The 21,192-nt window shown below is 72.8% G+C and carries 24 protein-coding genes and 1 riboswitch; of the genes, 11 read left to right on the forward strand and 13 right to left on the reverse strand.

All coding sequences use genetic code 11. The features are described from left to right. Window positions 1–97 precede the first annotated feature (97 nt). Complete coding sequence (locus HUX53_RS18895; protein ID WP_255205404.1) at window positions 98–364, forward strand: tetratricopeptide repeat protein; 267 nt, start codon at window positions 98–100, stop codon at window positions 362–364. Window positions 365–503: 139 nt separating this feature from the next. Here HUX53_RS18895 and HUX53_RS18900 read toward each other — a convergent pair whose 3' ends face one another. Continuing rightward, window positions 504–1,787, reverse strand: a complete 1,284-nt coding sequence (locus HUX53_RS18900; protein WP_176404534.1) for a glycosyltransferase — start codon at window positions 1,785–1,787, stop codon at window positions 504–506. 48 nt (window positions 1,788–1,835) lie between these two features. Between HUX53_RS18900 and HUX53_RS18905 the strand changes: the two genes are divergently transcribed. The 7 genes from HUX53_RS18905 to HUX53_RS18935 all read left to right on the forward strand — a co-directional run bounded on the left by HUX53_RS18905 (window position 1,836) and on the right by HUX53_RS18935 (window position 5,387). Continuing rightward, entirely contained in the window at window positions 1,836–2,519 is a 684-nt protein-coding gene (locus HUX53_RS18905; RefSeq protein ID WP_176404535.1) for a Crp/Fnr family transcriptional regulator, read from the forward strand. A 232-nt stretch (window positions 2,520–2,751) separates the two neighbouring features. Then, window positions 2,752–3,018, forward strand: coding sequence for a hypothetical protein (locus HUX53_RS18910; protein WP_176404536.1), 267 nt, complete (start codon window positions 2,752–2,754; stop codon window positions 3,016–3,018). 17 nt (window positions 3,019–3,035) lie between these two features. Next, window positions 3,036–3,701: an adenylate/guanylate cyclase domain-containing protein gene (locus HUX53_RS18915; protein ID WP_176404537.1), complete on the forward strand. Its 666-nt coding sequence runs from the start codon at window positions 3,036–3,038 to the stop codon at window positions 3,699–3,701. Then, entirely contained in the window at window positions 3,698–4,033 is a 336-nt protein-coding gene (locus HUX53_RS18920) for a hypothetical protein (protein ID WP_176404538.1), read from the forward strand. Before HUX53_RS18915 ends, HUX53_RS18920 begins: the two co-directional genes overlap by 4 nt. Window positions 4,034–4,062: 29 nt before the next feature. After that, on the forward strand, window positions 4,063–4,521 hold the full coding sequence (locus HUX53_RS18925; RefSeq protein ID WP_176404539.1) for a hypothetical protein: 459 nt from the start codon (window positions 4,063–4,065) through the stop codon (window positions 4,519–4,521). Between the two features lies 1 nt (window position 4,522). Beyond that, window positions 4,523–5,167 carry a hypothetical protein gene (locus tag HUX53_RS18930; RefSeq protein ID WP_176404540.1) on the forward strand — a complete coding sequence of 215 codons (645 nt, stop codon included), beginning with the start codon at window positions 4,523–4,525 and terminating at the stop codon, window positions 5,165–5,167. A 10-nt stretch (window positions 5,168–5,177) separates the two neighbouring features. Further along, window positions 5,178–5,387, forward strand: coding sequence for a hypothetical protein (locus tag HUX53_RS18935; protein WP_176404541.1), 210 nt, complete (start codon window positions 5,178–5,180; stop codon window positions 5,385–5,387). Between the two features lie 14 nt (window positions 5,388–5,401). On the opposite strand, the gene HUX53_RS18940 is transcribed toward HUX53_RS18935, so the two are convergent. Beyond that, a complete protein-coding gene (locus tag HUX53_RS18940; protein WP_176404542.1) occupies window positions 5,402–5,683 on the reverse strand; it encodes a hypothetical protein in 282 nt (93 codons plus the stop codon). Between the two features lie 503 nt (window positions 5,684–6,186). Further along, window positions 6,187–6,325: riboswitch (cyclic di-AMP (ydaO/yuaA leader) on the forward strand. Between the two features lie 9 nt (window positions 6,326–6,334). On the opposite strand from HUX53_RS18940, the gene HUX53_RS18945 reads away from it, so the two are divergent. Beyond that, window positions 6,335–6,970, forward strand: coding sequence for a hypothetical protein (locus HUX53_RS18945; RefSeq protein WP_176404543.1), 636 nt, complete (start codon window positions 6,335–6,337; stop codon window positions 6,968–6,970). Here the strand turns inward: HUX53_RS18945 and HUX53_RS18950 are convergent. The 11 genes from HUX53_RS18950 to HUX53_RS19000 all read right to left on the reverse strand — a co-directional run bounded on the left by HUX53_RS18950 (window position 6,957) and on the right by HUX53_RS19000 (window position 20,176). Beyond that, window positions 6,957–7,772, reverse strand: coding sequence for an SAM-dependent methyltransferase (locus HUX53_RS18950; protein ID WP_255205402.1), 816 nt, complete (start codon window positions 7,770–7,772; stop codon window positions 6,957–6,959). The genes HUX53_RS18945 and HUX53_RS18950 overlap by 14 nt on opposite strands. A 55-nt stretch (window positions 7,773–7,827) precedes the next feature. Continuing rightward, window positions 7,828–8,832 carry an adenosyl-hopene transferase HpnH gene (hpnH, locus tag HUX53_RS18955; RefSeq protein ID WP_176404544.1) on the reverse strand — a complete coding sequence of 335 codons (1,005 nt, stop codon included), beginning with the start codon at window positions 8,830–8,832 and terminating at the stop codon, window positions 7,828–7,830. Beyond that, window positions 8,829–10,313: a 4-hydroxy-3-methylbut-2-enyl diphosphate reductase gene (ispH, locus tag HUX53_RS18960; RefSeq protein ID WP_176404545.1), complete on the reverse strand. Its 1,485-nt coding sequence runs from the start codon at window positions 10,311–10,313 to the stop codon at window positions 8,829–8,831. Before ispH ends, hpnH begins: the two co-directional genes overlap by 4 nt. Continuing rightward, the gene (shc, locus tag HUX53_RS18965) at window positions 10,310–12,175 is read right to left on the reverse strand and encodes a squalene--hopene cyclase (protein WP_176404546.1); all 1,866 of its coding nucleotides are present in this window, start codon (window positions 12,173–12,175) and stop codon (window positions 10,310–10,312) included. Before shc ends, ispH begins: the two co-directional genes overlap by 4 nt. Window positions 12,176–12,213: 38 nt before the next feature. Further along, window positions 12,214–13,224, reverse strand: coding sequence for a polyprenyl synthetase family protein (locus HUX53_RS18970; protein WP_176404547.1), 1,011 nt, complete (start codon window positions 13,222–13,224; stop codon window positions 12,214–12,216). After that, entirely contained in the window at window positions 13,221–14,564 is a 1,344-nt protein-coding gene (hpnE, locus tag HUX53_RS18975) for a hydroxysqualene dehydroxylase HpnE (protein WP_176404548.1), read from the reverse strand. The genes HUX53_RS18970 and hpnE overlap by 4 nt, the downstream gene beginning before the upstream one ends. Further along, window positions 14,561–15,421, reverse strand: a complete 861-nt coding sequence (gene hpnD, locus HUX53_RS18980) for a presqualene diphosphate synthase HpnD (RefSeq protein WP_176404549.1) — start codon at window positions 15,419–15,421, stop codon at window positions 14,561–14,563. The genes hpnE and hpnD overlap by 4 nt, the downstream gene beginning before the upstream one ends. 4 nt (window positions 15,422–15,425) lie before the next feature. Beyond that, window positions 15,426–16,283: a squalene synthase HpnC gene (gene hpnC, locus HUX53_RS18985; RefSeq protein WP_176404550.1), complete on the reverse strand. Its 858-nt coding sequence runs from the start codon at window positions 16,281–16,283 to the stop codon at window positions 15,426–15,428. A 327-nt stretch (window positions 16,284–16,610) separates the two neighbouring features. Next, window positions 16,611–17,513, reverse strand: a complete 903-nt coding sequence (locus HUX53_RS18990; protein WP_255205403.1) for a helix-turn-helix transcriptional regulator — start codon at window positions 17,511–17,513, stop codon at window positions 16,611–16,613. A gap of 99 nt (window positions 17,514–17,612) precedes the next feature. Then, window positions 17,613–18,437, reverse strand: coding sequence for an SAM-dependent methyltransferase (locus HUX53_RS18995; protein ID WP_176404551.1), 825 nt, complete (start codon window positions 18,435–18,437; stop codon window positions 17,613–17,615). 695 nt (window positions 18,438–19,132) lie between these two features. Further along, window positions 19,133–20,176, reverse strand: a complete 1,044-nt coding sequence (locus HUX53_RS19000; RefSeq protein ID WP_176404552.1) for a PucR family transcriptional regulator — start codon at window positions 20,174–20,176, stop codon at window positions 19,133–19,135. Between the two features lie 185 nt (window positions 20,177–20,361). Between HUX53_RS19000 and HUX53_RS19005 the strand changes: the two genes are divergently transcribed. After that, complete coding sequence (locus HUX53_RS19005) at window positions 20,362–21,057, forward strand: SDR family NAD(P)-dependent oxidoreductase (protein ID WP_176404553.1); 696 nt, start codon at window positions 20,362–20,364, stop codon at window positions 21,055–21,057. After that, window positions 21,057–21,192: SDR family NAD(P)-dependent oxidoreductase (locus tag HUX53_RS43070; protein WP_176404554.1), on the forward strand; the 136-nt coding region annotated here is incomplete at its 3' end. The genes HUX53_RS19005 and HUX53_RS43070, both read left to right, overlap by 1 nt.

The raw sequence follows: 21,192 nt of genomic DNA on the forward strand, positions 1-21,192 counted from the left end.
GTGGCGGCGGGGGTGTCTGGGTGTTAGCCTTGTGGCGTGGCTGGGGGGGGCCGGAGGTGTATAAGAGCCAGGTTACGCGGAGGGCGAGGCCGACGCGCTGCGCACCATCGGACGCATCGAGCGGCGGCTCGGCATGCCGGAGCGGGCGATCGTCCGGTTCGAGCACTCGCTGGAGCTGGACCGGCGGCTCGGCGACCGGTTCTGGGCCGCGCACGTCCTGGACGACCTCGCCGACGCGCACCGGGCGGCCGGTGATCCCGCGCGGGCGCGGGCGCGGCGCGCCGAGTCGCTCGCGCTGTTCGAGGCGATGCGCCATCCCGCCGCGCGGGCGGTCCGGGCGAGGCTGGAGGCCGACGCCGGGTAGTCCAGGCGAGGCTGGAGGCCGCCCCGGGTAGTCCGGGCGAGGCTGGAGGCGGATGCCGGGTAGCGTCCAGTCCCGTCCAGCGTTCTCCAGGCACGGCGGTGCCCGGGCGGGCCGCCGTGGTGACCTGTCGGCCGTGCCCTCACCCGCCGGAGCGGCCGCCCGCGCGCACGAGGCCGAGCAGTTCCTCCGCCGCCATCGCCCAGGTCCGCCGCCGGGCGAGGACCTGCCGCGCCGCCTCCGCCTTCGCGAACGCCCACGCCCGGTCCGTCATGATCGCGGTGATGCGGTGGCCCCAGACGGGGACGTCGCGGGCGTCGTCGTGCAGGACGGGCACGACGACGTCCGCCGCCTCCGCCGGGGCGACCTCCGTGATCAGCCCGCCGAGCCCGCTGCGCGCGCTGACCAGCGCCGGGGTCCCGAGCACGATCGCCTCGTGCCCGACGAGCCCGTACCCCTCGACCAGGGACGGCATGAGCAGCAGGCTGGCGCGGCGCAGGTCGTCCCGGATCACGGACGTCTCCGCGGAGTAGGCGCGCACCGTCACGTTCGCGGACCGGTGGCCGATCAGGTCGAGGACGCGCTCGCGCAGCCGGTGCTCGTCGCCCGCCGGCGCCCCGCGGACCAGCAGCTCCCAGCCGGCGGCGCGCGGGTCCAGCGCCCAGGCGTGCCCGATCGCCCGCGCGGCGAGTTCGAGGCCCTTGAGCCGGGCGTCCGCCAGCCGTCCCATGATCATGATCAGCGGACGGCCCGCCGGGGCGGTGTGCTCACCAGAGCCGGCGGCGTCGAAGCCGGGGTCGAGGCGGAGCAGCCGCGGCCCGTCCGGCAGGTCGCGCAGCAGCTTCTCGTGCAGCCGCGGGCCGACCGGCATGACCGCCGCCGCGTCCCGCGCGAGGTCGAGTTCGAGCCGCCCGCGTTCCTCCGCGCGCACGCCCGCGTCGTCCTCGCGGTCGAGCTTGAACCACTCGATGTCGTCGGGGTCCATGTGGACGAGGTGCAGCCGGGCGGCGCCCGCGAAGTGGTCCTCGGTCAGGGCCTTCGCGATCTGCCCGGTCACCCGGCCGTGCCCGATCACCAGGTCGGGGACGACGCCGGAGGGCAGCGGCGGCCGGCGCATCAGCGCCTCCCGCTCGGTCGTCCCGGGCGACCGGCGCGCGGCGACGAGGCGCACCCCGGACCGTTCGGCGTCCGCCCGCTCGGCGGCGGACGCGCCCGGCACCAGGCAGTACGTCTCCGCGCCCGCCGCGGCGAGCGCCCCGCACAGGTAGCGGTTCAGCGAGCTGAGGCCGCCGCGCGCCGGGAACCACTCGTCGGCGACCGCGAGCACGCGGGTGACCGGGCCCGCGGCCCGGACGTGGGACACGCCGGCGTCGTCGTAGACGAGGTTCCAGCCGTGGTTCCAGCCGTGCGCCGCATCACCGCTCATGCCGTGGCCCTCCCCGGCGAACTCCGCCCGATCGCGAACGAGGCAATCATGTCCCAGCACCGGCCCGGCGCGCAGTACGGCGCCTCGTTCCTGTCCCTGCTGCGGACGGAGGAGCGGCAGCGGCTGATCGACGCCGGCACCGTCCGGCAGGTCGCGGACGGCGCGGAGATCTACGTGCAGGACCACCGGTCCGCGAAGATCGTCATCCTGCTGACGGCGTCCGCGCGGGTGCTCCGAGACGGCGCGTGGGTCGCCTACCGCGGGCCCGGCGACATCCTCGGCGAGCTGTCCCTCATCGACGGGCAGCCGCATTCGGCCACGGTCCAGATCGTCCGGGCGGGCCGTGTCGCCGTGCTCTCCCACGAGGCGTTCGACCGGGTGATGCGGCGGCACGACGGCGTCCGGAACGCCCTGCTCCGGGTGCTCGTGCACCGGCTGCGGTGCGCCGATCTGAACGGCGACGGCCGGACGGAGCGGACCGTCGTCCGGGTGGCGCGGCTGCTGGAGCGGACGCGGCGCGGCGACGGCGCCCCGTTCCGCTACCAGCACCAGATCGCCGAGATGCTCGGGGTGGCCCGCAGCTCGGTGGTGCGGGCGCTCGGCCGGCTGCGGGAGCGGGGCATCGTGACGACCGGGCACGGGACGATCGAGGTGATCAGCTTCGAGCGGCTTTCGGCGTTCCTCGCCGAGGTCGACGGGGACGGCTCCGCCCCGCCGGAACCGGGCGGCTGAATGGCGCACGTGCGCCATTCCGGGCCGCTCGCCGGATCCGTCCCGACCGGCCCCGGTACGTACCCGCTACGGCCGGTGCGCGGCGCTGAACTGCGGCGATGGCCGGACGATCCGGACCGCGGCCCCATCCGTCCCGCCGGCGCCTCCCGCCACCGCGCGCAACCGCGTTGACCTCCCGTAACCCGACTCCGCACTGTTGAGCCCGTTCCGCCGTGAACAAGGGGGCCCGGTCATGGAACACAGCAGCCCGCCGTCCGGCGAGGGGTCGTCGGTCCACGTGCAGGCCGGCAACGACCTGCACATCCAGGACGCGCGCATCGCCGGACGCGACCTGACCGTGACCGGCGAGCAGGCGCGGAACGGCGGCGGTGTCGCGATCACGATCGGCGGGTTCACCTACCGGCCCCGTCCGGCCGCGCTCCTGGCGACGGCCGTGCTCGCGACGGCGGTCCTGCTGCTCGCCGTACTCGGCCTCGCCGCGCTCCTCGGCGGCCGGTGAACACGGGAGGCACGTTCGTGAACCAGTACCCCGCGCCCGCGACCTTCGCGATCGCCGACATCGAGGGCTTCGGCACCCTGACCGACCTGATGCAGCGGCAGGCCCGCGACGCCCTGTACGGGTGGCTGTCCGGCGCGCTCGGCCCGCTGTGGGGGCGATGCGTCCGCGAGGACCGTGGCGACGCCGTGCTGATGCTCTGGCCGGCGGACGTCCCGCGACCGGTGATCGTCGCCGCCGTCCTGCGGCTGGCCGACACCGCTCCGGCACTGCCGCTGCGCCTGCGCGTCGCCCTGCACGCCGGCGACGTCTACCGCGACGAGCGGGGCTTCGTCGGCGGCGACCTCAACGAAACGTTCCGGCTGAACGAGGCCGCCGTGCTGAAGGCTGCGCTCAAGAACGCCCGCGGCCCGGTCGCCTACCTGGTCTCCGAGCAGATCCACCGCGGCATCGTCCGCTACGGCGACCCGGCCATCGATCTGGACGCCTTCCACCCCGTCGACGTGGTGGCCAAGGAAACGCGGGTGCGCGCCTGGCTGCACGTCCCCGGGGACGACGGCCGCGCCGCGCGCCTCGCGGCCGGCGCGTCCCGCCCCTCGCCTCCCCCGCCGTCCGGTGGCGTCCGCATCGAAGGACGCGACGTCACCATCTCCAATTCCGAGATCGCTGGGAGGAACATCCGATGAACCGCCCTTCCATCGCGGCCGTCTGCGCCGCCGCCGTGCTGCCGCTGGCCGCCGGCTGCGCCGACACCGGCCCCACCGGCCACAAGGAGCTGTGCTCGGCCTACAAGCACTTCAGGTCCGAGTACAGCGGCTGGCACCCGCTCTCCAACAAGGGCGTCTTCACCTCGCTGCGCGACCTCGGCGACGTCGCGAGCCGCTACGAGGGCGACGCCTCGATCCAGGCCGCCGGACCCCGGCTGAAGAAGATGGGCGAGTCCGACTCGTTCAACATGCTCGAGGTCGAGACCACCACCTCGCCGATCGCCGCCGAGTGCGGCGACGCGAGCTACTGACCGGTCCCCCAGCTCAGGAGGTGGTTCCCATGCAGGCGGACGAACTGGCGACGACGACGGTAGAGGTCCTCGGGGCGCGGCTCCCCGCCATCGCGGACGGCGACGCCGCGCTCGGCGACCTCTACGACCTGGTCCGGGGACGACTCGTCCGGGACGGGCGGGAGGCCGCCTTCACGGCGTACGCCACGAACCCGGACAACAACGCGCTCGTCCAGGACCTGCTGCGGCACGCGGCCGAGACCGACGCCGCCTTCGCCGCCGCACTCCTGGACGCCGTCGACCGCGCGCAGCTGACCGCCCCGGCCCCGCCGGGGTCGAGCAGCGTGAGCATGCGCAACGTCAGCGGGACTATCACCGCCGCAGGCCGCGACATCACGACCAACAACGAGAAGAAGACGACCATCTACACAGGCGGGCTGGTCCTCCTGGCCGCAGCGGCGATCGTCGCCGTCCTCGTCTTCGTCGCGGCCTACCGCGGCGCGTTCTGAGATGAGCGGCCGAAAGAGCGGCGGGGTGCGTCGCGGGATGGTGCGGGCGGCCTTCGTGCTGCTGGTGTGCGCGGCGGCCGGTGCGGCGGGGCGGGTGTTCGGCGGCGACTGGTATTGGAGCGGCTTCGCCGCCGCCATGGTGCTGATCGCGTTCTTCGTGGGACGCGGTGCGCGCCGCCCCGCTGTAGAGACCAAGGTGAACGCGGCGGGTCGCGACATCAACACCAAGCACGACACCCGCGTCAACGTCCACACCGGCGGAGTGACCGCCGTCGTGGGCATGGTGCTCATCATTCTCGTTGACGGCCTGCTCGTGGCGCATGTCTCGACCCAGGTACCCGGCGGGCGGTTCTACCAGGAACCGGCGGAGAAGGCCGGTGCGCCCGCCACGGCACGCGCACCGGTCTTCCTCCGCGACCTGCCGAGCGGCGAGCTCCACACCGAGGTCGGCTGGCTCGGGCGCGGCGGCGTCCGCATCACCGGCCGGACATGCGCCAGGAGCGTCTACCTGGAACTGGGCACGATCGGCCGGCCCAGCACCTTCACTCTGACGCCCACCGCGAAATACGCGCGCTTCAAGGCGCTGGCCGGAATTCCGGACGAGGACCCGCCGAACGTGACCGTCGAAATTCACCCTGCTCGGTGACGACCGTGTCGTGACGAGCAAGAACGCCAGCCCCCGCAAGCCCGCGGTCTTCGACGAGGACATCTCGCCCTACACCACGCTCAATCTGCGCACGGCCCTGATCGCGTCGGAGAACGGCACCGAGCAGCCGAGAAAGTCCTACCGCGCGGTCTGGGGCGACGCCCAGCTCGTGCCCTCGCACGGCAAGACCGAGGGCTGCCCGGCGGCGGACGGGATCTAGGGCGGCGCGTCCCATCAGAAGATGATGAAGATCATCCGGAAGCGGCCGCCCCGGTAGAGGTAGCGGGTGTAGAGGGCGGAGAGGCCGGCGATGAGGAGGCCGAGCAGGCCCGTGCCGACCAGGTCGTGGGCGAGGGTGACCAGGCTGCCGATGACGAAGAGCACCGTCACGCCGCACCACCACCAGAAGTAGAAGCCGATGTAGGTCGTGGCCGGACGGGACGTCCGGGCGGCGGGGGTGCCGGAATGGCTCGGCTGGCCGCCGGTCCGGTAATACTGGCCGTCATTCTGGGACATGGTGGGGCTCCATTCATCGGTGGATGAATGCCCGCTCGCCGCCGCATTCGGCCGCCTACCGGAATTTCGGCGATCTCCGGTACCGGCCCCGGCTGGAGGGACCGGACCAGCCCACCAGGAGGTACCTCCCGATCACCGAAAAGCTGGACACCTCTGGAACTCGCTGAACGTCGTCACCTGGGCGCCCGCCCGGTCCGCGGTGAAGATCACGGAGGGCGGCGGGAGGCGCCGTCCCCGAGGGGGCGCGAAGCCCCGCCGCGGAGGGGGATCCGCGGCCCCGCAGGGCGGTGAGCTGCAGGTTTGATTTTCGAAGGGTTTGCCTTCCCTTGGTGATGTGAGTTAGCTTGACCCCCGCCAAGGCGCTCACCAGGCGTTCTTGTCCCACCTGGCACGGCCGGTGGCGGCGGCGCGCCCCACGCGTCGTCCGGCGGCACGCGGCGATCGCGTCCCGCCCGAGCCCTTCGTCAAGGGCCTGACAACAGCAACGCCGCTCTCTCATATCGCAGCGGCAACCGCCGAGTCCGCCGTCGTGCGGAGCCGGGGACCCACCCTCACTGGGGTGAATCGGCCTCTCTCTGGCCGTAGGGCGACTTCCACGTCCGAACCCGTCAGCTAACCCGGTAGGCGGCACATGGAAGAAGGAGCCCCCCTTTGAAAGGCAAGCACAGCAAACGTCCGGGCCTGCTCGGGCTGAGCCCCCGCGCCAATGGCGCGCTCGTCGGTCTCGCCGTGTTCGGTGTGGCCGCCACGACCATCCAGGCGGCCGGTTCGCCGGATGAGAAGAGTGCGTCGGTCGCCGCCGTCCACACCGTTCCCAAGCCGCGGAAGGCGGAGCCGGCCGAACGGTCGGGAGAGAAGTCCGAGAAGGACAAGCGGTCCGACGTCATCGAGCGGGCCAAGTCATGGAATCCGCACAGCGACGACCGGGTGCGCTACAGCCAGGTCAGGTCCCATGAGGGATATCGGGCCGACTGCTCGGGATTCGTGTCCATGACTCTGGGGCTGCCGAAGCCGGGGCCGAACACGGTCGGGCTGACGTCGTCCCGGTTCACCGAGCGCATCAAGATGTCCGAGCTGAAGAAGGGTGACCTCGTCATGGACGCCGAGGGCACCAACACGACGCGGCACGTGGTCATCTTCGAGAAGTGGGCCGACGACGACCACACGTCCTACTGGGCGTACGAGCAGCGCGGCCGTTACGGCACCGACTACCGGACGCGCGACTACGGCCTGGACTCCGGCAGCGAGTACAAGGCCTACCGCCCGGTCAAGCTCAGCGAAGCCTGACGGCGATTCCCGCCATTCCCAGTTGTTCGCCCGGGGTGAGGTTGTCCGGGTCGGCGGGAGCGTCGGGACGCCATAGGGCGGTGTAGGTGACGCCCGGCTCGATCAATGCGAAGTCGCCGAACTGGGCTTCGATCTCGGCCGGGGTGCGCGCCCAGCCCTCCCCCAGGTTCTCTCGTGTGATGCGGGCCAGCTCCTGCTGCTGGGGCAGGCCCGTGTCCACGAGGGACGTCATGAAGAGGTGGCTTCCCGGGGCCAGGACGTCGCGGTAGGCGGCGACGACGCCGTCGACCACGTCCGGGGACAGGTAGTGCAGCATCCCGACCATCATGATCACGGCCGGCCGGGAGAAGTCGAGGAAGCCCTCGACGGCGGGGTCGGAAAGGACCGCCGCCGGGTCGCGGACGTCGCCGGTCATCACCCGCGTGACGTCGTTGTCGGCCAGCAGGGCCCGGCCGTGGACGGAGACCAGCGGGTCGATGTCCACGTAGACGACGCGGGCCGCCGGGTTCTCGCGCTGCGCCACCTGGTGGGTGTTCTCGACGGTGGGCAGCCCGCTGCCGAGGTCGAGGAACTGGTCCATGCCGGCCTCGCCGGCCAGGTGGCGGATGCCGCGGACGAGGACCTTCCGGTTCTCGACCGCGGATTCGCGCAGGCCCGGGATCAGCGCGGACGTCTGGTCGGCCAGGGCGCGGTCGGCGGCGAAGTTGTCCTTGCCGCCGAGGAGCGCGTCGTAGGCGCGGGCGATGGTGGGCTTGTCGAGGTCGAGTTCGGCCGGAGGCCAGTCGTCCGCCATGATCACCATCGTAGAACGGTACGCCCGGAGAGTGCGGCGAAACCGCACTCTCCGGGCATATCGATCAGGTGTCGCGCATGGCCCGGATGGACTCCTTCAGCGAGCCGACGGTGGCCATGACCGCCGTGGGCTCGTAGCCGCAGTGCGCCATGCAGTTCGCGCAGCGCGGGTCGCGGCCCCGCCCGTAGGACTCCCAGTCGGTCTCGTCCAGGAGTTCCCTGTAGGTCTGGGTGTAGCCGTCCGACATCAGGTAGCAGGGACGCTGCCACCCGAAGAGCGAGTAGGACGGGATCGCCCAGGCCGTGCAGGGGAAGTCGACCTTGCCTTCCAGGAAGTCCAGGAACAGCGGCGAGTGGTTCAGCCGCCAGCGCTTGCGGTTGCCGTCGGCGAACGCCTTGCTGAACAGTTCCCGGGTCTCCTGGACGCCGAGGAAGTGCTCCTGGTCGGGCGCCTTGTCGTAGGCGTACCCCGGCGAGATCATCATCTCGTCGACCTGCAGGTCGTCATTGAGGTAGTTCATGACGTCGATGACGCTCTGCGGGGTGTCCGTGTTGAAGATCGTCGTGTTGGTGGTGACCCGGAACCCGCGCTTCTTGCACTCCTTGACGGCGGCGACGGCGTCGTCGAAGACGCCCTCCTTGCAGACGGATTCGTCGTGCCGTTCCCGCAGCCCGTCGATGTGCACCGCCCACGCGAAGTACGGCGACGGCTTGAACTTGTCGATGTGCCGGGGAATGAGCACCGCGTTCGTGCACAGGAAGACGAACTTCTTGCGCTTCACGAGCTCGTTCACGATCTCGTGGATCTGCGGGTGCATGAGCGGTTCCCCGCCCGCGATCGACACCATCGGCGCGCCGCACTCCTCGATGGCGGCGACCGCCTGCTCGACTGGCATGCGCCTTTTGAGCGTGTCCGCCGGGTGCTGGATCTTCCCGCATCCCGCGCACGAGAGATTGCACGCGAACAGCGGTTCCAGCTCGACGATCAGCGGGAACTTCTCCCTGCCGCGCATCTTGTTGCGGAGGATATAGGTTCCGATGCGAAGGCTCTGGCGAAGCGGCATGCTCATTGTGTTCGGACCTCCTTTGGCAGGGTGAATTCGGTCGTCTCCACGGTGACCGTGTGCTCCTCGGTCTCGACCGGCCCGAGACCGCGCAGCACGTCGATGACCGCGTCCAGCACGGCCGGCGGCGCGGACGCTCCGGCGGTCAGGCCGACCACGCGGGCGCCGGCGAGCCGTCCCAGCGGGACGTCGCCGGGCCCGTCGATCAGCACCGCCGGCGTGCCGTGCGACTCGGCCACCTCGACGAGGCGGCGGGAGTTGGACGAGTTGGCCGAGCCGACGACGAGCACGAGGTCGCTGCCGCGGGCGACGCCCACGACGGCCTCCTGCCGGTTGGTGGTGGCGTAGCAGATGTCGCCCGTGTGCGGGCCGACCGCGTCCGGGAACCGGCCGGTGATGGCGGCCGCCACCTCGCCCGCCTCGTCGGCGGCGAGGGTGGTCTGGGTGAGGTAGGCGACGGGCCGGCCGGCCGGCAGCGCCGCGGCGTCGTCCGGCGTCTCGACCAGGACGGTCGAGGACGGCGCCTCCCCGAGGGTGCCCTCGACCTCCTCGTGCCCGGCGTGCCCGATCAGCGCGACCAGGTGCCCGGACGCGGCGAACCGGCGGGCCTCCGCGTGCACCTTGGACACCAGCGGGCAGGTCGCGTCGACGACGCGCAGGCCGAGCCGCCCGGCCTCGTCGCGGACGGCGGGCGCGACGCCGTGCGCGGAGAACACGGTCACCGAGCCGGGCGGGACCTCGTCCAGCTCGTCCACGAAGACGGCGCCGCGGCGGCTGAGGTCGTCCACGACATGGGTGTTGTGGACGATCTGCTTCCGCACGTAGACGGGCGGGCCGTGCAGGTCGAGCGCGCGTTCCACGATCTCGATGGCCCGTTCCACGCCGGCGCAGAACGAGCGCGGGCCGGCGAGGAGCAGGCGGCGGGGCCCGGCGGCGTCCGCCCATTCGCGCAGGGCCGGGCCGACCTTCCGCAGCCGGCGCAGCGCGGCCGTCCCGCCGGTGAGCGTGGCGGGGCTGACCAGCGGGCGGCCGGGCGTGTCGACGATGGCGCGCACCACCGCGAACGGCCGGTCCCCCGCCGCCTCGGCCAGCACCGAGGACTCCATGTCGACGACCATCGCCCCGTCGGCGGCGAGGTCGGCGCGTTCGGCGCCGGAGACGATGTGGTCGACGGTGACGAGCGGCCCCTGGTGGACGGTCGCGCCGGTCGTCCGCTCCAGGAGGCCGGCGAGCGGTTCCGCCGAGCGGCAGGGCACGGTCCCGGACGGGCCCCGGACCTCGGTGGCCACGAACAGGTCGCCGGGGCGGAGCCGCTCGTCCAGCGCGCCGCCGCAGCCGACGACCGCCAGCGCGTCGTGCGAGGGCAGGTTCGCGGCGGCGGCCCGCGCCTTGGCCGGTCCCATCCCGGTCCGGACGATCCGCAGCCCGTCCGCCGAGACGGCCCGGGCCTCGACGCCGAGCGCCGCGCACACCAGCAGCCGGCTCATGTGACTCCTTCCAGATAGCGGCCCAGGGCGCTGATCGGGAACACCAGCCGGTACAGGTGGTAGTTGATGTAGAAGTCGCCGGGGAACCCGGTGCCGGTGAACTGGTCCTCGTCCCAGTTCCCGTCCGGGCGCTGGTTCTGGACGAGCCACCGCACGCCGGCGTCCACGGCGGCGGAACGCTCCCCGGCGGCGAGCAGCGCCAGCAGCGCCCACGCCGTCTGGGACGCGGTGGACTCGCCGCGCCCGATCCAGGCCGGGTCGTCGTAGGAGCGCAGGTCCTCGCCCCAGCCGCCGTCGGGATTCTGGTGCTCCTCCAGCCACGCCACGGCGCGGCGGATCGCGGGCTTCTCCGGACGCACCCCGGCGGCGATGAGCGCGGGCACCACGCCGCCCGTCCCGTACACGTGGTTGGCGCCCCAGCGCCCGAACCACGAGCCGTCCGCCTCCTGCGCCTTCAGCAGCCATACGACCGCGCGCTTGACCACGGTCGTCTCCGCGAGGCCCTCCTTGGCGAGCGCCTCGACGACGTGGGCGGTGACGTCCGCGGACGGCGGGTCGATGACAGCGCCGAAGTCGCAGAACGGCAGCTTGGTGCACAGTTCGCGGGTGTTGTCGGCGTCGAAGGCGCCGAAGCCGCCGTCCCGCGAGGCCATGCCGTTCAGCCACTGGATCGCCCGCTCGATCGGCTCCGAAGCCTCCGGGAACGCCACCTTGCGCAGCGCGAGGATCGCCTCGGCGGTGTCGTCGGTGTCGGGGTAGACGTCGTTGTCGAACTCGAACGCCCAGCCGCCCGGCGGGGTGTCCGGCCGGCGCACCGACCAGTCCCCCGGGCCCCGGACCTCCTCGTCCACGATCCAGCGCGCCGCGCGCCGCAGCGCGGGGTCGTCGGGCGGCGTGCCCGAGTCGCCGAGCGCGTTCATGGCGAGGACGGTGTCCCAGACCGGCGACTGGCACGCCTCCAGCCGGCGGCCCTGCTCGTCCCGGATCGTGAACCGTTCGAGGCCGTCCAGCCCGCGCCGGATGACCGGGTGGCCGAGGTCGTAGCCGAGGACGTTCAGCGCCATCAGCGAGTACACCCACGGCGGCTGGATCCCGCCCCAGCAGCCGTCGGCCTCCTGCCGCGCGATGATCCAGTCGGCGGCGCGGCGCAGCGCGGCCCGGCGCAGCGGCCGCACCGGCGTCTTCTCGTACACGTGCAGGACGCGGTCGAGCGTGTTGAACGCCCGCCCCCAGCCCTTGGCGTCGTCCGGCGGGGTGACGCCGCTGCGCAGTTCGGCCAGGTCGATCGGCAGCGGCCGGACGGGACGCAGCGACCCGAGGATCGTCAGCGGGACGATCGTCTGCCGCGCCCAGCACGCCCAGTCGTAGACGTTCAGCGGGACCCGGCTCGGCAGGAACATCAGCTCGGGCGGCATGACCGGCAGGTCGTCCCACGACCACTGCCCGAACAGCGCCAGCCAGATCCGGGTGAACACCCGGCTGCCCTCGATGCCGCCCGCGTCCCGCGCGAACTTGGCCGCGGCGAGCATGTGGTCGGCGTCGACGGGGTCGCCGGCGAGCCGCAGCGCGACGTACGCCTCGATCGTGGTGGACAGGTCGGCGGGGCCGCCGTGGAAGTTCGCCCACGTCCCGTCCGGGCGCTGCTGCGAGCGGATCCAGCGCGCCGCGTCCGCGGTCTCCGACTCGGTGCGGATGCCGAGGAACTGGCGCAGCAGCAGGTCCTCGGCGTCCATGGTCACGTTGGTCTCCAGCTCGGCCTTCCACCAGCCCTCCGGCGACTGCAGGCCGAGCAGGTGGCCGCGGGCCGCGTCGGCGGCCGCAGCCGCCGCGCCGGTGAGCCCCGGAGCTTCCGTCGTGGTCATTCAGCGGTCTCCTTACTCATGACTCGCGCATGGCCGGGTCAGTGGTCCCGGGAGGTGACGAACAGGGCGATGTCGCGGAACTCGGCGGCCACGTGGTCGTCCATCCCGGACTCGGCGAGCTGCCGCTCGGCGGACGCGATCCGGCGGTCCGCCTCGGCGGCGGCCCAGTCCCGGCCGCCGGCGGCCTCGACCAGCCGGGCCATCTCCAGCAGGGCGTCCTCGGACGGCTCGTCCGGCTTCCCGTACAGCTCGGCGAGCCGCGCGGAGTCCGGCGTCCCGGCGTTCAGCGCGTACACCACGGGCAGCGACTTCTTCCGGGCCCGCAGGTCGGACAGGACGGGCTTGCCGGTCGTCTCCGGGCTGCCCCAGATGCCGAGCAGGTCGTCCACCAGCTGGAACGCGAGACCCATCTCGGCGCCGAATCCGGTCAGCCCGGTGACGAGCTGCGTCGGCCCCTCGCCGAGCATCGCGCCGATCGAGCTGGCGCAGGCGAGCAGCGCGCCCGTCTTGTCGGCGGCCATCGTGACGCACTCGTCCAGCGACACGTCGGCGCGCTGCTCGAACCCGAGGTCGAACGCCTGCCCGGAGATGAGCCGCTGCGTCGCGGCGGCCAGGGCGCGCGCCGCCCAGTGCGCGCCCCGCGTGTGCTCGTCGAGCAGCAGCTCCTCCGACAGCGCGAGCAGCGCGTCGCCGCCGAGGATGGCGGCGGACGGGCCGAACACCGTCCACGCGGCGGGACGGTGCCGGCGGGTCCGGTCGCCGTCCATGATGTCGTCGTGCAGCAGCGAGAACGCGTGCACGAACTCGACGGCGACCGCGCCGGGCAGCGCCGTCTCGTAGGGGGCGCCGGCGGCGCGGGCGGACAGCAGCGCCAGCGCGGGGCGCAGCGCCTTCCCGCCCGCCTTCGCCGGCCGGCCGTGCTCGTCGGTCCAGCCGAGGTGGTAGGCGACGACGCGCCGGGTCCAGGGGTCCAGCCGGTCCGCGGACGTGCGCATCGCCTGGTCGACGAGCGCGCGCCCGTCGGTGATCGAGTGGGGAATGGTGGTCATCGGCCGCTCACCCCGCCGGTCCGCACCTGCCGCAGGTGCCGCCGGACGAGGCGGGCGGCGGTAAGGCCGCTTCGCACGGCTCCCTCCATCGTGTCGGGCCAGCCCGTGTCCGTCCACGCGCCGGCGAGGAACAGCCACGGCAGCCGGGTCGCGGACGCGGGACGCAGCGCGCCGCTGCCGGGGCTCTGACGGAATGTGGCGTGCCGTTCCCGCGTCACGAAGAAGTCGGTGACGCGCCGGCGGGCGGCCGGGAACAGCCGCCCGAGTTCGGCGAGGTACACCTCGCGCAGTTCGGCGGTGGGCGTGTCGATCCAGCGGTCGGCCGCCGACACCGAGACCGCGAGGTACTGGCCGCCGCCGGACAGGCCGCTCACCGCGGTCCGGTCGAACACCCATTGGACGGGCGAGCCGACGGCGGCGACGAACGGCTCGTCCAAGACCGGCCGGTCGTAGACGACATGGACGTTGACGATGGGGCTGGAGCCGAGACCGTCCCATTTCGCCCGGTCCGGGGACGCCTCATCGGGGACGAGCGACGCCGCCGCCCGGTGCGGCACCGCCATGACGACGGCGTCCGCGCTGACCGGGGCGCCGTTCACGACGAGCTTCGGCCCGGCGTCGACCGACGTGACCTTGGCGCCCAGTTCGATCCGCCCGCCGCCCCGCTTGATCTTCGCCGCGGCGATCGTGCCGTGCAGGTCGCCGAGCGGGATCGTGGGGACGCCGATGTCGGCGGCGTCCGCGCGGCCGAGGAGCGCGGTCTGGCACACCATCGCGGCCGGGCCGAGCGCGGCGTCGTCCAGCCGCATGTTGAGCGCGGCCGTGACGAACAGGTCCCAGAGCGCGTCGCGGGCCTGCGGCCGCTGGCCGTGGCCGGCGAGCCAGCCGCCCATGCTGGACGCGTCCAGCGCCGGGTCGTCCGGGTCGAGCCGGTCGAGCGCCAGCGACGCGCGGACGGCGCGCAGCCGGTCGGCGGGCGACAGCAGCCGGTACCCGGCGAGCGCGGGCACCAGGTGCAGCGGGCCGGGTGCCTTGGCGCGGCGCAACCGACCGCCGGAACCGTCCGGGGTCAGGACGCGGACGTCGAACCGGTCCTGGACGCGGACCCGGTTCGTCGCGCCCAGCCTTTCGAGCAGCCCCTGATACGCCGAGCAGCACTTCAGGAAGATGTGCTGCCCATTGTCGACGGTCAGCCCGTCGCGCGTGAAGGAGTGCGTGGCGCCGCCCAGCCGTGGCCGCGCCTCGTAGATCGTCGTCCGTATGCCCGTTTCCTGGAGCGCCAGTGCCGTCGTGATCCCGGCGAGGCCGCCGCCGACGACGGCGACGTCCGCCCCGCTCATCGACGCACCCCGGACATGGCCATCGCGGACACGGCCGCCTTCTCCCAGGTGGGCAGGGACGTGCGGGTGTCGAGCGCGGTCAGCGGGTCGGCCTTGATGCGCTTCAGCAGGTGCCGGTAGATGCCCGCCATCGCCCCGGCGCACGCGGCGCTGCGCCGGTCGAGCATGGGCAGCAGCTTGAGCCCGGTCGCGTACCACTCCTCCGCCCGGTCCGCCTCGAACCGGATGAGCTCCGCGAGCCGCTCCGGGTCGTCGGTCAGCCGGCCGGAACCGTCCCGTTGCAGCGTGCAGCCGAACCTGGCGAGGTCCTTCGCGGGCAGGTAGGTGCGGCCGCTCAGCCCGTCCTCCCGGACGTCCCGCAGGATGTTCGTCAGCTGCAGCGCGACACCGAGCGCGTCGGCGCGCGGCACGGCCGTCTCCGGGTCGGACGTGCCGAACACGCCGAGCGACAGCCGGCCGACGGCACCGGCGACGCACCGGCAGTACCAGTGCAGGTCCTCGAAGGTGTCGTAGGTCTCGCCGCGGACGTCGGCCTCGCAGCCGTCGATCAGCTCGCCGAACGCCTCCAGCGGGATCGGGTAGCGGTGGGCCGCGTCCGACAGCGCGACCAGCACCGGGTCGGACGGGTGGGCGTCCGCGTCGGCGAGGCGCTCGCGCTCGTCGCCCAGCTTCGACAGCCGGGTCGCGGGCGGCGCGTCGTGGTCGTCGCCGATGTCGTCGATGCGGCGGGCGAACGCGTAGACGGCGCTCAGCGCGCGCCGTTTCGGTGCGGGAAGCAGCCGGATCCCGTACGAGAAGTTGCGCGCCTGCGAGCGCACGATGTCCTCGCAGTGCTGATAGGCGCTGGGAGCGTCCACCCCGTCATCTCCTTCCCAGTGTCCGCGACCACTCGGCGAGAAGTCGCGTCTTCCTCGGCCGCGGCGGGCTGCCCAGGACGTCGTGGCCGCCGCGGTCCAGGGCCGCGAGGGTGGCCAGGCCGCCCGCGATGTACCCGGCGACGGCGACGCGGGCGAACCCCTGGAGCCGGCCGGTGAGGGCGGCGCCCTCGTCCAGCAGCGCTCCCGCCCGCTTGGCCTGGAGGGCGACGACGCCGCGCAGCCGCGTGGGCGTGGTCTTCGCGGTCAGGTCGTCCTCGGTGCAGCCGAACCGCTTCAGGTCGTCGCCCGGCAGGTAGATCCGGCCGTTGCGGTGGTCCTCGCCGACGTCCTGGCAGTGCTCGATGATCTGCAGCGCGGTGCACACCTTGTCCGACAGCAGGAGCCGGTCTTCGGTGGCGGCGCCGAACACGTGCAGGACGATGTGCCCGACGGGGTCGGCGGAGTACGCGCAGTAGCCGACCAGGTCGTCGAACGTCGCGTACCGGGTGACCTCCTGGTCGCGGCGGTTGGCCTCCAGCAGGCGGCGGAACGGCTCGGCCGGGATGCGGCACGCGGCGATGGTGCGGGCCAGGTCGCGCAGGACGGGCAGCTCCGGCGCCTTGCTCGCGTAGACGCGGTCGAGGTCGCGTTCCACCAGGTCGAGCAGCTCGGCGCGCTCGCCCGGCGGCGCCTCGTCACCGATGTCGTCCACGAGCCGGGCGTAGCCGTAGACGTTCAGCAGGTGCTCGCGATGGCGCGCGGGGAGCAGGCGGGTCGCGACCGGGAAGTTCTCCCGGCGCTGGAGTTCGATCCGGGTGCGGCGTTCCTCGGTCTCGTTCCACAAACGCTCGCTGACGGACATTGGCGTTCCTTCGGGGCGGCGGCGGCGCGGGGGTGTTCATCGATGCCCGATATCCGGGCGAAGGCCCGGTAAACATGGCCCGTCATGAGGCCCCTGGGACGTACGTCCCCGAACCGCTCCGGGATCCCTCCCGAATAACCGTAATTTGTCGAGCAAGGCCGGAAGTGGTCAGCCGGGAATATGTGATCGGTGCGCCCGCGGATGACCGCTGGTCAGCAAATTTTCCCGTTCCGTTATATTGGACTCAAGGCGAGACTTGCGTCTAATCCCGAGACTCATTTTCGCGAGACCCGCGTCTCATCCCGGTGGGACGGCGCGGCGGAGGAATCAGAAGGTGGCGAGCAGCCGGGCGAGGATGCGCGGCGTCCGCTCGGGCGGCGCGGCCTCGGTCACCAGCGTGTTGAAGACGTGCCAGTGCCGCTCGATCTCCGCGCGCCGCACCGGGTAGCCGGCGCCGTCGCCGCGCTCCAGGTACACCATGTCGGGCAGGCCCTGCTGCGGGAACCGGACGAGGGTGAGCGGCCCGTCCCCCGCTGCCCGGACGGAGGCGCCGGGCGAGGCGATCTGGACGGTGACGTTCGGCCGCCCGCACAGTTGCATGATGTGCCGGATCTGCCCGCGCATCGTCTCCGGGCCGTCGATCGGACGCCACAGCGCCTGCTCGTCCAGCACGACCCACAGGTTGAGCGGGCGCGGCCGGCGGCGCAGCACCCGCTGGCGCCGCATCCGGAACTCCACCCGCCGCTCGACCTCGTCCTCGGGGTGGTTCGCGCGGCGGATCAGCGCGCGGGCGTAGCCCTCGCTCTGCAGCAGGCCCGGCACGAACTGGGCCTCGAACGTGCGGACCAGCTTGGCCGCCTGCTCGGCGCTCAGGTAGGGGCGCACCCAGGACGGCACGATGTCGCCGTCGTCGTGCCACCAGGCACGCGCGGTCGTCTGCTCGGCGAGGGCGAGCAGGGTGGTGCGCTCGTCGCCGTCCGCGCCGTACACCGCGAGCAGCCGGGCGGTCTCGCGCGGCCGGCTCCCGGTGCGGCCCTGCTCCAGCCGGGCGATCTTGGACTCGGAGCCGTGCACGATCCGTCCCGCGTCCCGCCGGGAGAGCCCGGCCCGCTCGCGCAGCTCGCGGAGCCGCCGGCCGAGCAGCATCCGGGGAACCAGCGGGTCCCCGTGGGCGCGCGCCGGCCGGGCGGGGGACGGCTGCCTGCTGGCGGTTCTCGTGACGGAGGCCAACGGGACTCCTCGTCGGGGGGATCGGCCAGGGACGACGGCCCTCACTATAGCTTCACGCAGCGCTGCGGGAAGGAAACGGTGCGCGACCTTGCCTCCGCGTCAGGGTTTCCGCGCCACCGCGCACAGCGTCGGAAGATCTTCGACGTCCATCCCCCCGACCTCGGGCCGCCACGCCCCGCTGGTGACGAGGCCGGGCTCCTCGATCTCCAGCCCGTCGAAGTACTCCCGGATGAACGCGGGGCTGCGCAGCCGGAACGGGATCGCGCCGGTCTCGTCGTACGCGGCCTGCGCCGCGTTGAACGCCGCGTTCTCGTCGGTGGAGTCGTGCAGGATGAGGTAGCTCCCGGACGCCAGCGGCTCCAGCAGTCCCCGCACGACGCCGAACGCCTCGTCGGGGTCGACGATGTGCCCCATGACACCGATCAGCAGCAGCCCCACGGGCCGCGACAGGTCGAGGATCTCTCCCGCCCGGTCCATGATCGTCTTGGGGTCGTGCAGGTCGCAGTCGATGTAGGACGTCCGCCCCTCCGGGGTGCCCGTCAGGAGTGCCCGCGCGTGCGCGAGGACGAGCGGATCGTTGTCGACGTACACGACCCGCGCGTCGGCCGCGGCCCGCTGCGCCATCTCGTGGGTGTTGTCCACGGTCGGGAGCCCGGTGCCGCAGTCCATGAACTGCCGGATCCCGCGTTCGAGCGCCAGGAACCTGATCGCCCGGTCCATGAAGTAGCGGCCGGCGCGCGCGATGGGCACGATCCCGGGATACAGCGAGAAGTACTCGTCCCCCGCGACCCGGTCGATCTCGTAGTTGTCGGTGCCGCCGAGCCAGTAGTTCCAGATCCGGGCCGACTGCGGGACATCAGTGTTGATCTTCGTTTCGGGCCCCTGCTCCGGGCCGCCGGTCGCTGGTGATGGCGCATCCGTCATGGGTCAGACGCTCCTTCGGGGATAGTACGGATCCGTCTCTCCCGTACGTCTCCCGCAAACCTAGACCCGCCACCCCGCCCCCGCCCGCGAACGCGAAATTCGGCACGAACACATCGACGTTCAGGACATTAACGAATGTCCATAATGTGCACACTCCCGAGGTCCACGGGACACCGGTGACGAGAGATGCCACACCCGAGCCGACCACTTACGCCCGAGCCACGATCCCGTCACCCTCCGCACCCCCAGCCGACACCCAGCGACACCCCACCATCCACTACATCCAGCAGACCAGGAAGACCGAGGCCGCACCACCCGCCGGCGCCCAGCCACCCCTCCCGCCGTTCGCCCCTCCAGCAGGGCAAGAAATGCGAGGTCAGACCCCGGCTGGCGCCCAGCCGCGCCCCACCCGCCATTCGCCGCGCCCAGCAGATCAAGAAAGGCGAGGTCGCGCTCTCGGCCCGGCCGGGCGGGGCGGCCCGCGTAGCGTTCGTCCGGGCGAGCGCGTTCTCGGGTCTTGGGAATGGTTGGGGCCGGGCAGGCGTGGTGGGCCGGCCACTGTCGCGTCTTCTCGCCGTCCTGCTGAGAAAAGGCGGGTGCGCACCCTGGGGACGCAATGCATAAATCATGACATATATGGACAGTAGCGGGCCCACGGGTGCGCTTTTGTCGAGGCGCCTTTTGTGCGCGGCTTCTCAGCGTTGGACGACGGCCCAGATGGCGATGGCCAAGGCCACTCGGTCTTCGAACTGGAGGGGGTCGCGGCCGGTCAGGGACTCTATGCGGGCCAGGCGGTGGCGGAGGGTGTTCGGGTGGAGGAAGAGGGCGCGGGACGTGGCGCCGACGGCGCCGCCCAGGTCGAGGAAGGTGCGGAGGGTCTCGGTGAGGCGGGTGCCGTGGGCGCTGTCGTACTCGTTCAGCGGGCGGGCGATCTGCTGGACGAACGGGGCCAGCTGGTCCTGGTCGAGGCGGCCGAGGAGGGCCTGGAAGGTGGCGAGGTCCGAGGCGTGCACGACGCCGCCGCCGCGGCGCGCGGAGTCCAGGGCGGTGAGGCTCTCGGCGAGGGAGACCGGCAGGTGGTCGAGCGGGCCGGGGCTGCCGACGCCGGCGGGCTCGGACCAGGCGTGCGCGTCGTTGGTGATGAGCAGCGCGATGTCGCCGTCCACGCCGAGGACGCCCGGCAGCTCCTCCGCGACGCCGTCCATCGCGATCACGAGCAGCGCCGCCGGGTCGAGCCCGGCGTCGTCGACCCGGTCGCGGAGCGCCTCGGAAGACGCGACGCCCTGCTGGACCATGCGCAGCAGCCGCCCGGTCTCCTCCCACTCGCGCCGCTCGTCGCGGGTGGACGCGAGCCGCTCGGCGAACCACTCTGTGAAGCCGAGGAACGGGACCTCCCGCGGCACCTCCAGCAGCGGCAGGCCGAGGCGCTCGCAGGCGTCCCGCAGCGCGTCCGGCACCTCGCCGGTCACGTCGCCGACGCCGTAGCCGATCGCGCTCGCCCGGCCGGCCTTCACCGACTCGGCGAACGCGGCGCAGGCGCCCGGGTCCTGCAGCGACGCGCCGGCCGTCAGGACGATCTCCTGGCCGCGCAGGTGGGGCGCGGGGTCGAGCAGCTCGGTGGAGTGCGCCCAGCGCAGCGGCCGGTCGATGCCGGTCTCCCCTGCGACCAGGCGCAGCCGGAACCGCGGCACCGCCAGGAGCTGCCGGACGGTGTGCTGCACCCCCGAATCACTGGTCACCACTTCACCATCTCACCCCGGCGCGGGGGTGGTCCGTGCCCGTGACCGTGTTTTGGGAGAACCGTGCGTTGGAGAAGGGTACGACGGTCCGGGCGTGTCGCGGTGCGGTCGGCCAAGAAATCGCCCCACCCCTTGCCACCTGGAATTATGTCGGGTTTGCCTGGAAGCTTCGGGGGGTGATCCGGATGCGGGAGCGAGTCGCACTCGTCACCGGCGCGGCCGGCGGGATCGGCGGCGCGACGGTACGCGAGCTGGCAGGCCGCGGCTGGACGACGGCCGGGCTGGACCTCGTCCCGGCGGCGGACGCCGACCACACGGTGGGCGTGGACGTGGCCGTCCCGGAGCAGGTGGGCGCCGCGGTCCGGCGGATCGAGCGGGAGATGGGGCCGATCGAGGCGGCGCTGTGCGCGGCCGGGCACTACGCGATCGTCCCGGTGTCCGACATCGCCTGGCCGGACTGGCTCCGGATGCTGCGGGTGCACCTCGGCGGCGTCGTGAACGTGTGCCGGGCCGTGACGCCGGGGATGGTGGAGCGGGGCCGGGGCACCGTGGTCGCGGTCACCTCCGACCTGGCCATCGGCGGCGGGGACGGCGAGGCGCACTACTCGGCCGCCAAGGGCGCGGTGATCGGGCTCGTCCGGTCGCTGGCGGCGGAGCTGGCGCCGGCCGGGGTGCGGGTGAACGCGGTGGCGCCCGGCCCGACCGACACGCCGATGCTGCCGCAGAACTCGCCGTGGCGCAGGCCCGCCTTCGTGCAGACGCTGCCCACCGGGCGGCTCACCTCCGCCGAGGAGGTCGCGCTCGCCGCCGCCTACCTGGTGGAGGAGGCGACGTTCTGCGCCGGGGAGATCCTCTCCCCCAACTCGGGGATGGTGATGTGATGGCGGTCGCGCTGGTCACCGGGGCGGGCGGCGGGCTCGGCACGGCGGTGGCGCGGCGGCTCGCCGCGCAGGGCCACCGGGTCGCGCTGAACGACCGGCCGGGCCGGGACCTGACGCCGCTCGCCCGCGAGCTCT

It is taken from the genome of Actinomadura sp. BRA 177, assembly GCF_013372625.1.
Classification (GTDB): Bacteria; Actinomycetota; Actinomycetes; order Streptosporangiales; family Streptosporangiaceae; genus Spirillospora.

Excerpts from the sequence above, each read along its gene's own strand:
- shc (WP_176404546.1), bottom strand. The coding sequence starts at position 12,175 with ATGACCACGACGGAAGCTCCGGGGCTCACCGGCGCGGCGGCTGCGGCC.
- HUX53_RS18920 (WP_176404538.1), top strand. The coding sequence starts at position 3,698 with ATGAACCGCCCTTCCATCGCGGCCGTCTGCGCCGCCGCCGTGCTGCCG.
- HUX53_RS18995 (WP_176404551.1), bottom strand. The coding sequence starts at position 18,437 with ATGACGGATGCGCCATCACCAGCGACCGGCGGCCCGGAGCAGGGGCCC.
- HUX53_RS18905 (WP_176404535.1), top strand. The coding sequence starts at position 1,836 with ATGTCCCAGCACCGGCCCGGCGCGCAGTACGGCGCCTCGTTCCTGTCC.
- HUX53_RS19005 (WP_176404553.1), top strand. The coding sequence starts at position 20,362 with ATGCGGGAGCGAGTCGCACTCGTCACCGGCGCGGCCGGCGGGATCGGC.
- hpnE (WP_176404548.1), bottom strand. The coding sequence starts at position 14,564 with ATGAGCGGGGCGGACGTCGCCGTCGTCGGCGGCGGCCTCGCCGGGATC.
- HUX53_RS18900 (WP_176404534.1), bottom strand. The coding sequence starts at position 1,787 with ATGAGCGGTGATGCGGCGCACGGCTGGAACCACGGCTGGAACCTCGTC.
- HUX53_RS18910 (WP_176404536.1), top strand. The coding sequence starts at position 2,752 with ATGGAACACAGCAGCCCGCCGTCCGGCGAGGGGTCGTCGGTCCACGTG.
- hpnC (WP_176404550.1), bottom strand. The coding sequence starts at position 16,283 with ATGTCCGTCAGCGAGCGTTTGTGGAACGAGACCGAGGAACGCCGCACC.
- HUX53_RS18925 (WP_176404539.1), top strand. The coding sequence starts at position 4,063 with ATGCAGGCGGACGAACTGGCGACGACGACGGTAGAGGTCCTCGGGGCG.
- ispH (WP_176404545.1), bottom strand. The coding sequence starts at position 10,313 with ATGAGCCGGCTGCTGGTGTGCGCGGCGCTCGGCGTCGAGGCCCGGGCC.
- HUX53_RS18950 (WP_255205402.1), bottom strand. The coding sequence starts at position 7,772 with ATGGTGATCATGGCGGACGACTGGCCTCCGGCCGAACTCGACCTCGAC.
- HUX53_RS18930 (WP_176404540.1), top strand. The coding sequence starts at position 4,523 with ATGAGCGGCCGAAAGAGCGGCGGGGTGCGTCGCGGGATGGTGCGGGCG.
- hpnH (WP_176404544.1), bottom strand. The coding sequence starts at position 8,832 with ATGAGCATGCCGCTTCGCCAGAGCCTTCGCATCGGAACCTATATCCTC.
- HUX53_RS18940 (WP_176404542.1), bottom strand. The coding sequence starts at position 5,683 with ATGTCCCAGAATGACGGCCAGTATTACCGGACCGGCGGCCAGCCGAGC.
- HUX53_RS18970 (WP_176404547.1), bottom strand. The coding sequence starts at position 13,224 with ATGACCACCATTCCCCACTCGATCACCGACGGGCGCGCGCTCGTCGAC.